Genomic DNA, 13977 nt, shown 5'->3' on the forward strand with positions numbered 1-13977 from the left:
GGCGGACACCCCCCGACCCGACCCCTCCTCGCCGTACGCGGCTGCCGGCCGCCCCACGTCACTGCCCCGTCCCCGCCGTACGCGGCTCCCCGCCGATGCCGTCGCCGCTGCGGGCAGTCGTGCCGCTGGGGCGGCACGGGTGGGCGGTGGGGGTACCTCCCAGGCCGTTCAGGTACTGGGGGAGGCACCCCGCCAGCGCCGGGCCGCGCTCCCCACCGCCCCTGCACCCGTGCCGGGTGACCGGGCACCCCGTGCCGGTGGCCCGCCCCGTACCCGTGCCGGGTGACCGGGCGACCCCGGGTCGGTGGGCCCGCCCCTGCACCCGTGTCGGGTGACCGGGCACCCCGTGCCGGTGGCCCGCCCCGTACCCGTGCCGGGTGACCGGGCGACCCCGGGTCGGTGGGCCCGCCCCCGTACCCGTGCCGGGTGACCGGGCGACCCCGGCGAACGGCGCCGCGTTCACTCGCCGGCGTTCACGGCCCCACCGTCGGAGACCTCCGGCAGCTCCGCCGCCAAGGACGCCGCCGCCTGCACCAGAGGCAGCGCCAGCAATCCGCCCACCCCCTCGCCCACCTTCACGCCCTGGGACAGCAGCGGCTCCAGGGCCATCCGGTCCAGAGCCTTCGCCTGCCCCGGCTCCCCGCTGTCGTGCGCGGCCAGCCACCAGTCCGGCGCCCGGAAGGCGACCCGCTGCCCGACCAGCGCGCACGCCGCCGTCACGACGCCGTCCAGGATCACCGGCATCTTCCGCACCGCGCTCTGCAGCAGGAAGCCCGTCATGGCGGTGAGGTCCGCGCCGCCGACCGTGGCGAGCAACTGCAGCTGGTCGCCGAGGACGGGCCGCGCCCGGCGCAACGCGTCACGGATCGCGGCGCACTTGCGCATCCAGGCCAGGTCGTCGATCGGCAGCCCGCCCCGGCCGGTGACGACCGACGCGTCCGTCCCGCACAGCGCCGCCACCAGAACGCCCGCCGCCGTCGTACCACCCACGCTGACGTCACCTAGCACCACCAGGTCCGTGCCCGAGTCGGCCTCCTCGTCGGCCACCGCCATCCCGGCCCGGAAGGCGGCCTCCGCCTCGTCCGGGGTCAGCGCGTCCTCGATGTCGATGCGTCCGCCGCCGCGCCGCACCCGGTGTCCCGCCACCTCGGCCGGCAGCGTCTCGGGGTCGCAGTCCAGGGCCATGTCGACGACGCGCACGGGGACGTCCAGACGCCGGGCGAGCACCGACACCGGCCGGGTCCCCTCCAGCACCTCGCGCACCAGTTCGCCGGCGCCGCCCGCGGGCCGCGCCGAGACGTCGAGCTCGGCGACCTTGTGGTCACCGGCGAAGAGCACCACCCGGGGCCGTACGACGGGGCGAACCGGTACGGCGGACTGCGCGGCCGCCAGCCACTCGCCGAGGTCGTCCAGGCGGCCCAGGGAGCCGGGCGGGACGGCCTGACGTTCCCGGCGCGCCTCCGCGTCGCGGCGTACCCCGCCGTCGGGGCGCTCGATCAGGTCGGTGAAGTCGTCGAGATTCAGCGAGCTCATTCGCCGAACAGTACCGGCCCCGGTCGAACGCGGTGGAAGGCCCGTGGGCGGCAGACCCGGGCTGCGTCGTTGCGCCTCGGAGCGCGATCACCTACGTAACGTTTTGCCTGGATTGTCGTATGTCCCTCGCGTACGTCCCCTCGTACGCCCTCGTCTCGTGTCGGGAGCCGCCCGTGTCCGGACCCCCCGCCCCCTCGGTGCCTCCCGTCCCCTCGTACGGGCCCTACCGCCGGGACTGCCCCTGGTGCGGTTCGCGGCGGCTGCGGGCCCGGCTGCGCGGAGACGGGCCGCGGCAGGGCGCACCCAACCGGTCGCCGGTCCAGCGGTGTGCGGACTGTCGGCACGTCTTCCGGAACCCGCCGCTCCCGCCCGGCACCGAACACCCCGTGATCCGGGCCGGCGTGCGGGTGCGGCACGGTCTGGCCGCGCGTGCGATGTTCCGCCGCTGTCCCGAGCCCGAGAGCTGGCTGGACGTCGGCACCGGGGACGCCGACTTCCCGCTGACCGCCCGCGCGCACTTTCCGTACACCTCGTTCGACGGCCTCGATCCCACCCATCGGGTGCTGCGGGCCCGCGCGGTGGAGCGGGTGGAGGAGGCGTTCGTCGGGCGGCTGACCGATCATCACATCGCGGTCCGGCTGCAGGAGCGCTACGACGTCGTCAGCCTCTTCCAGTACCTGGAGCGGGTCGCGGACCCGCGCGCCGAACTGCGCGGCGCGCTGCGGGTGCTGCGGCCCGGCGGGCATCTGCTCGTCGACGTGGCCGACCCGCGCCGGCTGTTCCCGGTCCACGCGGTCGGACTGAACGCCGAACTCGTGGCCCAGGGCTGCACCGTCCTCACCGGCGCCCGCGTCCACCGCGTCATCGCGCGCAAGGACGCCTCGGCCTCAGCCGCGTAGCACCAGCGCCTGGCCCGCCACCACGAGCAGCACCTGCTCGCACTCGGCGGCGAACGCCGCGTTCAGGCGGCCGAGTTCGTCGCGGTAGCGGCGGCCCGAGGCGGTGGCCGGGACGATGCCCGAGCCAACCTCGTTAGACACCGCCACCAGCGTGCGCCGGGTGGTGCGGACCGCCTCCGTCAGCTCCCGCACCCGGTCCCGCAGCGCCCGTTCGCCGCCGTCGGCCCACTCCGCGTCGTCCCACGCGCCGACCGCGTCCATCGCGTCCGTCAGCCACAGGGACAGGCAGTCGACGAGGAGGGGCGGGCCCTCGTCCTTCAGGAGGGGGACCAGGTCGCACGTCTCGGCGGTCCGCCATGAGACGGGGCGGCGCTCCCGGTGCGCGCCGACCCGGGCCGCCCATTCGGTGTCGCCGGCCCGGGAGCCGCCGGTGGCCACGTAGAGGACGTCGGGGAAGGGCTCCAGGCGGCGTTCCGCCTCCACCGACTTGCCCGACCGGGCGCCGCCCAGCACGAGGGTGCGCCGCGGTACGTCGGGCACGTCCTCGTACGAGCCCACCGCCAGCGTCGTGCCGTCCGGCACCGCCCGCGCGCCGGCCGCCGCGAGCCGCCGTCCCAGCTCCCGGCCCGGCGGTACGCCGTGGTCCAGGTGGACGGCGACGACGTCCGTCGTCGGGCCCGCCGCGCCCACCGCCCGCAGCCTCGCCAGCGCGTCCGGCCGCCCCACGACGTCCGCGAGGACCAGATCGTACGGCTCGGACGGCGCCTCCAGACCCGCCGGCGCGCCGCCCGGCGGCACGTACAGGAGCCGCCCGCCGTCCGGTCCCGTCACCGCGTACCCGGTACCCGGCGCGTCCAGCGCCACCGCCCGCACCCGGTGCCCGGTCAGCAGCGCCAGCTCCCGCCCGTCCGGCACCCGGCCCGGCTGCGGCAGCCCGGCCGGCACCTCCACGGCGGGACCGTCGTGCGGGTGGGAGAGCAGCACCTGCCGTACGCCGGCCAGGGAGCGCCCCGCCCGGGCCGCGGCGAACGCGGCGCCCGGCGTCAGGTCGAGCAGCAGCGCGCCGTCCACCAGCAGGGCGGTCGCCGCACGCGCGTCCGCGCCCTGCGCCGCGGCACAGGCCGCGCAGGGACAGTCGGGGCGGGGCAGTCCCGCGGGGGCACCGGTGCCGAGCAGAGTCACGTCCACGCACCGATTTTCCCCGGTCGCCCGGCGACGTGCGCGCCCGAGTCCCCCGAGGGGCGTGCGACGCCTTCTACGGTGCGCCCGCGTCAGCGCATAGGCTGCGGGCGGGGGCCGGACCGTGATCCGGCTTCCGCACTGCATGTGCTCACATCTGGGAGGCGTACATGGCGGCATGGACGTGGCGGTTCGAGACGGCCGACGGGACGGAGGTCCAGCCCGCGGTGGAGCCGGAGGAGTTCACCACGCAAGGGGACGCCGAGTCCTGGATCGGGGAGCACTGGAAGGACCTCCAGGAGGGCGGCACCGACCAGGTGCGGCTCTTCGAGGACTCCACGGAGATCTACGGCCCGATGAGCCTGCACGCCGAGGAGGCGGAGGTCGAGGCCGGGTCCGAGGCCTGAGGGGCCGGGGCCCGGGATCCGGGGCTCCTGGGCGGGCGGGGGCGGGCTCCCCGTCACTGCTCGCCCAGCGTCACCTCGGCGGTGTGCTCGTCGCCGTCCCGGGTGTACGTCACCTTCGTCCGGTCGCCCGGCCGCATCGACGCCAGCGCCTCGGACAGCGAGGTGATGGTGGTGATGTCCGTGTCCCCGAGCTTCACGATGACGTCCCCGGGCCGCAGCCCCGCCTTGTCGGCGGCCCCGCCGTCGCTCACCTCGACGACCGCCACACCGGCCGGCCGGTAGTTGTCGTCGACGACCGTCCGGGCGGTGATGCCCAGCGCGGCCCGGCCCGAGTCGGTGACCTTGCCGTCCTCGACGATCTGATCGGCCACCGTCGTCACCATCGACGCCGGGATCGCGAACCCGATGCCGGGCGCCGCGCTGTCGCCGAGCCCCGGGTCGGTCGCCGCCAGCGTCGGGATGCCGATCACCTGCCCGTCCAGGTTCACCAGGGCGCCCCCGCTGTTGCCCGGGTTGATGGCCGCCGACGTCTGCACCATGTTGCCGATCGTCGCGCCCGTGCCGCCCCCGCTGCTGCCCTCGGTGACGGTCCGCCCCGTCGCCGACACGATGCCCTGCGTCACGCTGGAGGACAGGCCGAGCGGCGAACCCATCGCAAGCACGAGCTGCCCGACCTCGACCTTCGAGGAGTCCCCGAAGCGGGCCGCCTTCATGCCGTCGGGCACCCGGTCCAGCTTGATCACGGCCAGGTCCTGCTCCGGGTAGGAGGAGACGAGCTTCGCGCCCAGGGCGCCCTCGGTGCGGGCCGTCGTCACCCGGAAGGACTTGCCGCTCCCCACGACGTGCGCGTTGGTGACGACGTGCCCCTTGTCGTCGTACACGATCCCGGAGCCCAGCGAGTCGCCCGCCTGGATCTGGACCACCGACGGCAGGACGTCCCTGATCACCCGGGTGTAGTCGGCCTGCAGATCGTTGGCCGCGCTCTGCGCCGCGGCCTGCGCCGTGTCGCCCTCCCGTGTGCTCCCCGAGCCCCGTTCCGTCCCCGAACCGGCGTCGGAACAGCCGCCCAGCAGCAGCGCGGAGCAGGCCAGGACGGTGATCGGAGCGAGCAGCCGGGACGGGCGGGCGCGGGAAGTGTCCATGGCCCGAGTCTCAGCGCGCCCCGGGCGCCCGGCCCCCGGTGCACACCCGAACGGGCGAAGCCGGGGCGGTGCCCCTGACCCGGGGGCGTCGTTTCGATCTTGTCGGGGTCGCGGGGTCCGGCACGCGCTCCCCCACTGCCTGAAGGGCGTGGGCGGTGCCCCCAGCGGCGTTGTCGTCGGTTGCCAGGGATCCGCCCTCGCGCCCGCTGCACGCTCCCCCACGCTCGGCTTCGCTCGCGCGGGAGGGGCCCCCATCGCCCCCGCTCGGGTCGGCCACACGGCACCGTTGCCTGGAGCCGACCCGATCCGAACGACGCCCCTTAGCCCCGCACCCCGCACAGGTGGAGCAGCGCCGCGATGGCGCGGTACGGGTCGGTCCGGCCGGCCCGCTCCTCGGCGGCCAGCAGCGTCTCCAGGTCGTCGGGCGGCGCGGCCCCGTCGGGTGCCGTGTCCGTGAAGACCCGTACGCCGTACCAGGTGTGCAGCGGCGCGCCGATACCCGCGAGCTTCGCCGTCAGCGTCGCCAGCCGGTCCGCGCGGACGTCGAGGCCCAGGCGATTGCGGTAGTTGACGGTGTCGAAGGCGGCCAGCGCGCCCGCCCAGTCACCGTGCAGGCCGGGGCGCAGCGCGAGCGCGTCGCCGTTGCGCACCACCAGCGACAGCAGACCGCCGGGCGCCAGCATCCGGGCCAGTCCCGCGAGCAGCGGGTCGGGCTCCTCGACGTACATGAGCACGCCGTGGCACAGCACCACGTCGAAGCTGCCCGGCAGGAAGTGCACGCCGGTGTCCCGGCCGTCGCCCTCCACGATCCGCATCCGCTCCCGGATGCCCTCCGGTTGCCCGGCCAGCGCCTCCCGGGCGGCCGCGATCATCGTCGCGTCCCGCTCCACGCCGGTCACCTGGTGCCCGGCCCGGGCCAGCCGCAGCGCCTGGGTGCCCTGGCCCATTCCGACGTCGAGCACGCGCAGCCGCCGCCCCACGGCGAAACGCCCTGCTATCTGCTCGTCCAGCTGCCGGGCCACCAGCTCCTGCCGTACGACGTTGCGAAGCCCGGACAGACCCGCTGTCCAGACCTCGGCCGCGCCCCCGGTGAACGGCGTCGTGCTCAGGGCCGCTCCCCGCGCTTGACCTGAGGCTTGGGCAGCCGGAGCCGGCGCATCTGCAGGGACCGCATCAGGGCGTAGGCGACCGCGCCGCGCCTGCGCTCGTCCGGGAAGCGCTCGGCGAGCCGCTTCTTCAGCCGGAAGCCGGTGACGATCGAGTCCAGCACGATCAGCACGATCACGATCAGCCACAGCAGCAGCGCGATGTTCTGCAGCGAGGCCACCCGGATCATGCTCAGCACGAGGATGATCACGGCCATCGGCAGGAAGTACTCCGCGATGTTGAACCGCGAGTCGACGAAGTCGCGCGCGAACCTGCGGACCGGACCCTTGTCACGGGCCGGCAGGTACCGCTCGTCGCCCTTGGCCAGCGCCTCGCGCTGCCGCGCCATCGCGGTCCGCCGCTCCTCGCGCTGCCGCTTGGCGGCGTCCTTGCGCGTCATCGGCGTATTGGCGACGCTGCGGCGCTGGGACTGGGCCGCACTGCGCTTGGGCGTGGGCCTTCCCTTGGGGGCCTGCGGGTCACGGGGCTGCTTGGAGTCGGTCACCGGCGCACTGACGGCGCTCTGGGCCTTCTCATCCTTGGCACGGCTACGGAACACAAAACCCAAGGGTACGGGGTACCGGGGTGTGGACCCCAGCCCGGTGGGGAACGATCCGGCAACGCCGGACGTCTGTAAGTGGACAGAGCGGAAGTACGGAGCGGATGGTGCGTACGCGCCCGGACACCTGGACTTTCCGGACAACCCCGGGAAGCACCTACTCCCTGCGCCGGACGGGGAACGTACGCAGTCGTCCTTGGGGATGAGCGCATCCGTCCCCGAACAGTGCGGTAATGGATGCAGGGCCCGTACTGTGGGTTCTGTTGCAGTCGCTGGAGCTGGAGTCGGTCAGAAGGGGGCGCGCGAAGCCCATGAGCGGTGTCATGAAGCGTATGGGGATGATCTTCCGCGCGAAGGCCAACAAGGCCCTTGACCGGGCCGAGGACCCGCGCGAGACCCTCGATTACTCGTACCAGAAACAGCTGGAGCTGCTGCAGAAGGTGCGCCGCGGCGTCGCCGACGTGGCCACCAGCCGCAAGCGCCTGGAGCTGCAGCTCAACCAGCTCCAGTCCCAGTCGGGCAAGCTGGAGGACCAGGGCCGCAAGGCGCTCGCGCTCGGCCGTGAGGACCTGGCCCGCGAGGCGCTCTCCCGCCGCGCCGCGCTCCAGCAACAGGTCACCGACCTGGAGACGCAGCACGCCACACTGCAGGGCGAGGAGGAGAAGCTCACCCTCGCGGCCCAACGCCTCCAGGCCAAGGTGGACGCCTTCCGCACGAAGAAGGAGACCATCAAGGCCACCTACACGGCGGCCCAGGCGCAGACCCGCATCGGCGAGGCGTTCTCCGGCATCTCCGAGGAGATGGGCGACGTCGGCCTGGCGATCCAGCGGGCCGAGGACAAGACCGCCCAGCTCCAGGCACGGGCCGGCGCCATCGACGAGCTGCTCGCCTCCGGCGCCCTCGACGACCAGTCGGGCATGCACAAGGACGACATCCAGGCCGAGCTGGACCGCCTCTCCGGTGGTACGGATGTAGAGCTGGAACTGCAGCGCATGAAGGCCGAGCTGGCCGGCGGCTCCACCGCCGACCGCCAGGCCATCGAGGGCGGCCAGAGTCAGGGCCAGGCCCCGTCGCAGTCCCAGCAGCAGCCGCAGGACACCCCGCGCTTCGACAAGCAGTAGCCCACGCCTAGGAGGGCCGACATGATCGTACGGATCATGGGGGAGGGACAGCTGAAGCTGGCCGACGGCCGGCTCACCCAGCTCAACGAGCTGGACGACGAACTCCTCGCCGAGATGGAGAACGGCGACGGGCCCGGCTTCCGCGCGACCCTCCAGGCCCTCCTGGCCAAGGTCCGCGAACTGGGCGACCCGCTCCCCGACGACGCCCTCGAGCCCTCCGACCTCATCCTCCCGTCCCCGGACGCCACCTTGGAGGAGGTCCGGGAGCTCCTGAGCGACGACGGGCTCATTCCGGGCGGGGCCTGACGAACGCGGGTGGCGTGTGCCGCGGCTCGTACGGTGCCTTGCTGACGCGGGTCTCGGTGCGTCCAGCCCGTCCGGTGCCTTCGCGACGTCGATCGGTGCATCCAGCCCGTCGGGCGTTTGAGGTCGGGGCCCGTCCAGGCCCGAAGGGGGCCGGGGGCACAGCCCCCAGCACGACGCCCCCTGCATGCGGGCCCCCTCATGAGGCACCCCCACTCCGGCTACCGTAAAAAAACGTGAGCACCCTCGCCCGCGCCCGCTGCACCATCGGCGCCCACCCCTCCCTCCTGGACGCCACCCTCGCCGCGGCCGTCCTGATCTGCATGGTCGCCGGCTCCTTCGTGGAACCGCACGGCCCGGAGGGCGTCAGCTGGGGCCTGCGCACCCCCGACGCGCTCAGTCTCGTCCTCATGACCGTCGGCGCCGCCGCCCTCGCCTTCCGCCGTCGGGCGCCGATGGCGGTGCTCGCCGTCACCGGCTGCGTCTCCGTCGTCGAGAGCGTCACCGGCGAGCCACGCGCCCCCGTCGTCATGTCCGCCGTGGTCGCCCTCTACACCGTCGCCGCCTCCACCGACCGGCCCACCACCTGGCGGGTCGGCCTGCTCACCATGACGGTGCTCACCGGCGCCGCCATGCTGGCCGGTCCGCTGCCCTGGTACGCGCAGGAAAACCTCGCCGTCTTCGCCTGGACCGGCATCGGTGCCACCGCCGGGGACGCCGTCCGCAGCCGCCGTGCCTTCGTGCAGGCCATCCGGGACCGGGCGGAGAAGGCCGAGCGCACCCGCGAGGAGGAGGCACGCCGCCGCGTCGCCGAGGAACGGCTGCGCATCGCCCGCGACCTGCACGACGTCGTCGCCCACCACATCGCCCTGGTCAACGTGCAGGCCGGGGTCGCCTCGCACGTCATGGACAAGCGGCCCGACCAGGCCAAGGAGGCGCTCGCCCACGTCCGCGAGGCCAGCCGCTCCGCGCTGGACGAGCTGCGGGCCACCGTCGGCCTGCTCCGCCAGTCCGGCGACCCGGAGGCACCGACCGAGCCCGCCCCGGGCCTGGCCCGCCTCGACGAACTCGTCGGCACCTTCCACCACGCCGGGCTGCGGGTCGAGGTGGCCCGCACCGACCAGGGCACCGAGCTGCCCGCCGCCGTCGACCTGGCCGCGTACCGGATCATCCAGGAGGCGCTGACCAACGTGCAGAAGCACGCGGGCCGGCAGGCGAAGGCCGAGGTCAGCGTCGTACGGGTGGGGCCGAACATCGAGGTGACCGTGCTCGACGACGGAACGGGCGACGGCGATGCCCCGGACGCCCCCGTCGAGGGCGGCGGGCACGGGCTGCTCGGCATGCGCGAGCGCGTCACCGCCGTGCGCGGCACCCTCACCACCGGCCCCCGCTACGGAGGGGGTTTCCGCGTGCATGCGATCCTTCCGGTCATGAGCCGCACCGACGCCGCCACCCAAGCCACGGGGGACCCCGTATGACCATCCGTGTCCTGCTCGCCGACGACCAGGCGCTGCTGCGCAGCGCCTTCCGGGTGCTGGTCGACTCCGAGCCCGACATGGAGGTGGTGGGGGAGGCGTCCGACGGCGCGGAGGCGGCCCGACTGGCCGCCGAACGGCGGGCCGACGTGGTGCTGATGGACATCCGGATGCCGGGCACCGACGGCCTCGCCGCCACCCGGATGATCAGCGCCGACCCGGCCCTCGCCCATGTCCGCGTGGTCATACTGACCACCTTCGAGGTCGACGACTACGTGGTGCAGTCGCTGCGGGCCGGCGCCTCCGGCTTCCTCGGCAAGGGCTCGGAGCCCGACGAACTGCTCAGCGCGATCCGCGTCGCGGCCGGCGGCGAGGCGCTGCTGTCGCCGACCGCGACCAAGGGGCTGATCGCCCGCTTCCTCGCCCAGCAGGGCACGGACGACGAGGACCGCGACCCGGCCCGCGCCGAGCGTCTCGAGTCGCTGACCGTGCGGGAGCGCGAGGTGCTGGTCCAGGTGGCCGGCGGGCACTCCAACGACGAGATCGCCGAGCGCCTCGAGGTCAGCCCGCTCACCGTGAAGACCCACGTGAACCGGGCCATGGCCAAGCTGGGCGCCCGCGACCGGGCGCAATTGGTCGTCATCGCGTACGAATCCGGGCTGGTACGTCCAAGGGTGGAGTGAGTACCGCCCGCGTGTACTGCGGAGGGAGTAGGCGCGGGATAAGGAAATGGACCTGGGGCCTAGGGATGCGGGGCCCCGCATGGCTCAGGGTGTTGGAGTGGGCGCTCACGTGTGTCGCCCGCGCCCGGCGCTGCCATGTGCCCCGTCCCCCGCTCGGCCACAGAAGAGAGACCCTGATCCATGTCCTGGCTGTCGAGGTTCAGCCTCGCGCAACGGGCCCTGATAGGGCTGATGTCGATCGTCGCGCTCGTCTTCGGGGCGATCGCGATCCCGCAGCTCAAACAGCAGCTGCTGCCCACCATCGAACTGCCCATGGTGTCGGTGCTGGCCCCGTACCAGGGTGCCTCGCCGGACGTGGTCGAGAAGCAGGTCGTCGAGCCGATCGAGGACAGCCTCGAAGCCGTCGACGGGATCTCGGGCGTCACCTCCACGGCCAGTGAGGGCAACGCCGTCATCATGGCGTCCTTCGACTACGGCCCGGACACCCAGCAGCTCGTCGCCGATGTCCAGCAGGCCGTGAACCGGGCCCGCGCCCAGCTCCCGGACGACGTGGACCCGCAGGTCATCTCCGGCTCGACCGACGACATCCCGACCGTCGTCCTCGCCGTCACCTCGGACAAGGACCAGCAGGCGCTGGCCGACCAGCTCGACAAGACCGTCGTCTCCGAGCTGAAGGACATCGAGGGCGTCGCCCAGGTCGTGGTGGACGGCGTCCGCGACGTCCAGGTCACGGTCACGCCGGACCCGGCGAAGCTGGCCGCGGCCAAGGTGAGCCCGCAGGCGCTGGCCCAGTCCCTCCAGGCGGGCGGCGCGACCGTCCCCGCCGGTTCCTTCGACGAGGCGGGTGCCAACCGCACCGTCCAGGTCGGCGGCGGCTTCACCTCGGTCCAGCAGATCCAGGACCTCATGGTCACCGGTGAGGGCGTCGACAAGCCGGTCCGCCTCGGCGACGTCGCCACCGTCAAGGAGGAGGAGGCCAAGGCCGACACCCTCACCCGTACCAACGGCAAGCCGTCCCTCGCGGTCGCCGTGACGATGGACCACGACGGCAGCGCGGTCTCCATCTCGAACGCCGTCGAGGACAAGCTCCCCGACCTGCGCGAGCAGCTCGGCTCCGGCGCGACCCTCACCGTCGTCAGCGACCAGGGACCGGCGGTCTCCAAGGCCATCTCCGGCCTGACCACCGAGGGCGGGCTCGGCCTGCTCTTCGCCGTGCTGGTCATCCTGGTCTTCCTGGCGTCCATCCGCTCCACCCTGGTCACCGCGGTCTCCATCCCGCTGTCGGTGGTGCTGGCCCTGATCGTCCTGTGGACGCGCGACCTGTCACTCAACATGCTGACGCTGGGCGCGCTGACCATCGCCATCGGCCGCGTCGTCGACGACTCGATCGTGGTCCTGGAGAACATCAAGCGGCACCTCGGCTACGGCGAGGAGCGGGGGAACGCCATCCTGGGCGCCGTCCGCGAGGTCGCCGGGGCGGTCACCTCGTCCACGCTCACCACGGTCGCCGTGTTCCTGCCGATCGGCCTGGTCGGCGGCATGGTCGGCGAGCTGTTCGGCTCCTTCAGCCTCACCGTCACCGCGGCGCTGCTCGCGTCCCTGCTGGTGTCCCTGACGGTCGTCCCGGTGCTGTCGTACTGGTTCCTGCGGCCCCCGAAGGGCACGCCGGAAGACGCGGCCGAGGCACGCAGGCTGGCCGAGGAGAAGGAGGCCAGGAGCCGCCTGCAGCGCTTCTACGTCCCCGTCCTGCGCTTCGCCACCCGCCGCCGGCTGATCAGCGTGGCCCTCGCGGTCGTCGTGCTGCTCGGCACCTTCGGCATGGCGCCGCTGCTGAAGACCAACTTCTTCGACCAGGGCGAGCAGGAGGTCCTCAGCGTCAAACAGGAGCTGAAGCCCGGCACCAGCCTCGGCGCGACCGACGAGCAGGCCAAGAAGGTCGAGAAGCTGCTCGGCGAGACCGAGGGCGTCAAGGACTACCAGGTCACCATCGGCTCGTCCGGCTTCCTGGCCGCCTTCGGCGGCGGCACCGACAGCAACCAGGCCTCGTACCAGATCATGCTGGAGGACTCGGCGTCCTCCGAGGACGTCCAGGACCACATCGAGGACGGGCTGGCCGAGCTCGGCGACGGCATCGGCACCACCACGGTGGCCGCCGGTGACGGCTTCGGCAGCCAGGACCTGAGCGTCGTCGTCAAGGCGGCCGACGCGCAGGTGCTCCGGGAGGCCTCCGAGCAGGTCCGCAAGGCCGTCGCCGGCCTCGACGACGTCTCCGACGTCACCAGCGACCTGGCGCAGAGCGTGCCGCGCATCTCGGTCAAGGCCAACGCGAAGGCGGCCGAGGCAGGCTTCACCGACCAGACCCTCGGCGCGGCCGTCGCCCAGGCGGTGCGCGGCACCCCGGCGGCCAAGGCGACGCTGGACGACACCGAGCGCGACGTCGTCATCAGGTCGGCCCGGCCGGCCACCACGATGGCCGAGCTGAAGGCCCTGAGCCTGGGCGCGGTGAAGCTCGGCGACATCGCCACCGTGCGGCTGGTGGACGGCCCGGTCTCGATGACCCGCATCGACGGTCAGCGCGCGGCGACCATCACCGCCAAGCCGACCGGCGACAACACCGGCGCGGTCAGCGCGGACCTCCAGTCGAAGATCGACGGCCTGGACCTGCCGGCCGGCGCCACCGCCGAGATCGGCGGCGTCACGGCGGACCAGGACGAGGCCTTCGTCAACCTGGGCCTCGCCATGCTCGCGGCGATCGCCATCGTCTTCATGCTGCTGGTCGGCACCTTCCGGTCGCTGGCCCAGCCGCTGATCCTGCTGGTGTCCATCCCGTTCGCGGCGACCGGCGCGATCGGCCTGCTGATCGCCACGGGCACCCCGATGGGCGTCCCCGCGATGATCGGCATGCTGATGCTGATCGGCATCGTGGTCACCAACGCCATCGTGCTGATCGACCTGATCAACCAGTACCGCAAGCAGGGCTACGGCGTCGTCGAGGCCGTCGTCGAGGGCGGCCGCCACCGCCTGCGCCCCATCCTCATGACGGCCCTGGCGACGATCTTCGCCCTCCTCCCGATGGCGCTGGGCGTCACCGGAGAGGGCGGCTTCATCGCCCAGCCGCTGGCAGTGGTCGTCATCGGCGGCCTGATCACCTCGACCCTGCTGACCCTCCTCCTGGTCCCGACCCTCTACGCGATGCTGGAACTCCGCAAGGAGCGCCGTGCGAAGAAGCGGGCCGCGAAGAAGGGCGGCGGCGACGTGCCGCCGCAGGAGGCAGCCTCGGACGAGCCGGAGCCGGCGCAGGTCTGAGCGACGCAGAGCGCCGTAGGGGTGCTCCCGCCGAGTCGCGGGAGCACCCGGCACCCGAACGGCCCGTCCCGGGCAGCCCCCTGGGACGGGCCGTTCGTCGTTCGACATCGCGGGCGGACGCTCCACCGAGGAAAAGGTTGTAACGGGAGTCGGGGGGAGTCGTATGGGATTAGGCACATCGTGAAGCCGTGACGGCTGCGGAGCGGCATCCGCTTGGTGGTGGG

12 protein-coding genes are annotated in these 13977 nt (G+C 73.3%); 7 read left to right on the forward strand and 5 right to left on the reverse strand.

Features of this window, described 5'->3' with window-relative positions:
- Window positions 1-459: 459 nt before the first annotated feature.
- On the reverse strand, window positions 460-1533 hold the full coding sequence (gene cobT / locus AB0P07_RS15395) for a nicotinate-nucleotide--dimethylbenzimidazole phosphoribosyltransferase (RefSeq protein WP_365550360.1): 1074 nt from the start codon (window positions 1531-1533) through the stop codon (window positions 460-462).
- Window positions 1534-1706: 173 nt separating this feature from the next.
- Between cobT and AB0P07_RS15400 the strand changes: the two genes are divergently transcribed.
- Window positions 1707-2432 (forward strand): class I SAM-dependent methyltransferase, encoded by a 726-nt coding sequence (locus AB0P07_RS15400; protein WP_365550362.1) that lies wholly within the window; start codon window positions 1707-1709, stop codon window positions 2430-2432.
- Here the strand turns inward: AB0P07_RS15400 and AB0P07_RS15405 are convergent.
- Complete coding sequence (locus AB0P07_RS15405; protein WP_365550365.1) at window positions 2421-3620, reverse strand: bifunctional adenosylcobinamide kinase/adenosylcobinamide-phosphate guanylyltransferase; 1200 nt, start codon at window positions 3618-3620, stop codon at window positions 2421-2423. The genes AB0P07_RS15400 and AB0P07_RS15405 overlap by 12 nt on opposite strands.
- A gap of 161 nt (window positions 3621-3781) precedes the next feature.
- Here AB0P07_RS15405 and AB0P07_RS15410 point away from each other — a divergent pair, with 161 nt between their 5' ends.
- Complete coding sequence (locus AB0P07_RS15410) at window positions 3782-4018, forward strand: hypothetical protein (RefSeq protein WP_365550368.1); 237 nt, start codon at window positions 3782-3784, stop codon at window positions 4016-4018.
- 53 nt (window positions 4019-4071) lie between these two features.
- Here AB0P07_RS15410 and AB0P07_RS15415 read toward each other — a convergent pair whose 3' ends face one another.
- From AB0P07_RS15415 to AB0P07_RS15425, 3 genes are all read right to left on the reverse strand, one after another.
- Entirely contained in the window at window positions 4072-5160 is a 1089-nt protein-coding gene (locus tag AB0P07_RS15415) for a trypsin-like peptidase domain-containing protein (RefSeq protein WP_365550370.1), read from the reverse strand.
- A 320-nt stretch (window positions 5161-5480) separates the two neighbouring features.
- On the reverse strand, window positions 5481-6182 hold the full coding sequence (locus AB0P07_RS15420) for a methyltransferase domain-containing protein (protein ID WP_365550373.1): 702 nt from the start codon (window positions 6180-6182) through the stop codon (window positions 5481-5483).
- Between the two features lie 83 nt (window positions 6183-6265).
- Window positions 6266-6904: a DUF3043 domain-containing protein gene (locus AB0P07_RS15425; RefSeq protein ID WP_365551263.1), complete on the reverse strand. Its 639-nt coding sequence runs from the start codon at window positions 6902-6904 to the stop codon at window positions 6266-6268.
- Between the two features lie 284 nt (window positions 6905-7188).
- Here AB0P07_RS15425 and AB0P07_RS15430 point away from each other — a divergent pair, with 284 nt between their 5' ends.
- The 5 genes from AB0P07_RS15430 to AB0P07_RS15450 all read left to right on the forward strand — a co-directional run bounded on the left by AB0P07_RS15430 (window position 7189) and on the right by AB0P07_RS15450 (window position 13753).
- Window positions 7189-7986, forward strand: a complete 798-nt coding sequence (locus AB0P07_RS15430) for a PspA/IM30 family protein (RefSeq protein ID WP_365550376.1) — start codon at window positions 7189-7191, stop codon at window positions 7984-7986.
- Between the two features lie 21 nt (window positions 7987-8007).
- The gene (locus AB0P07_RS15435; RefSeq protein ID WP_061445182.1) at window positions 8008-8292 is read left to right on the forward strand and encodes a hypothetical protein; all 285 of its coding nucleotides are present in this window, start codon (window positions 8008-8010) and stop codon (window positions 8290-8292) included.
- 233 nt (window positions 8293-8525) lie between these two features.
- Window positions 8526-9767, forward strand: a complete 1242-nt coding sequence (locus tag AB0P07_RS15440; RefSeq protein WP_365550378.1) for a sensor histidine kinase — start codon at window positions 8526-8528, stop codon at window positions 9765-9767.
- The gene (locus AB0P07_RS15445; protein WP_102931935.1) at window positions 9764-10447 is read left to right on the forward strand and encodes a response regulator transcription factor; all 684 of its coding nucleotides are present in this window, start codon (window positions 9764-9766) and stop codon (window positions 10445-10447) included. Before AB0P07_RS15440 ends, AB0P07_RS15445 begins: the two co-directional genes overlap by 4 nt.
- Before the next feature lie 180 nt (window positions 10448-10627).
- Complete coding sequence (locus AB0P07_RS15450) at window positions 10628-13753, forward strand: efflux RND transporter permease subunit (protein ID WP_365550380.1); 3126 nt, start codon at window positions 10628-10630, stop codon at window positions 13751-13753.
- Window positions 13754-13977: the final 224 nt, after the last annotated feature.

Origin of the sequence: Streptomyces sp. NPDC085944, from assembly GCF_040686295.1 — a bacterium.
GTDB classification, from domain to species: Bacteria; Actinomycetota; Actinomycetes; order Streptomycetales; family Streptomycetaceae; genus Streptomyces; species Streptomyces salinarius.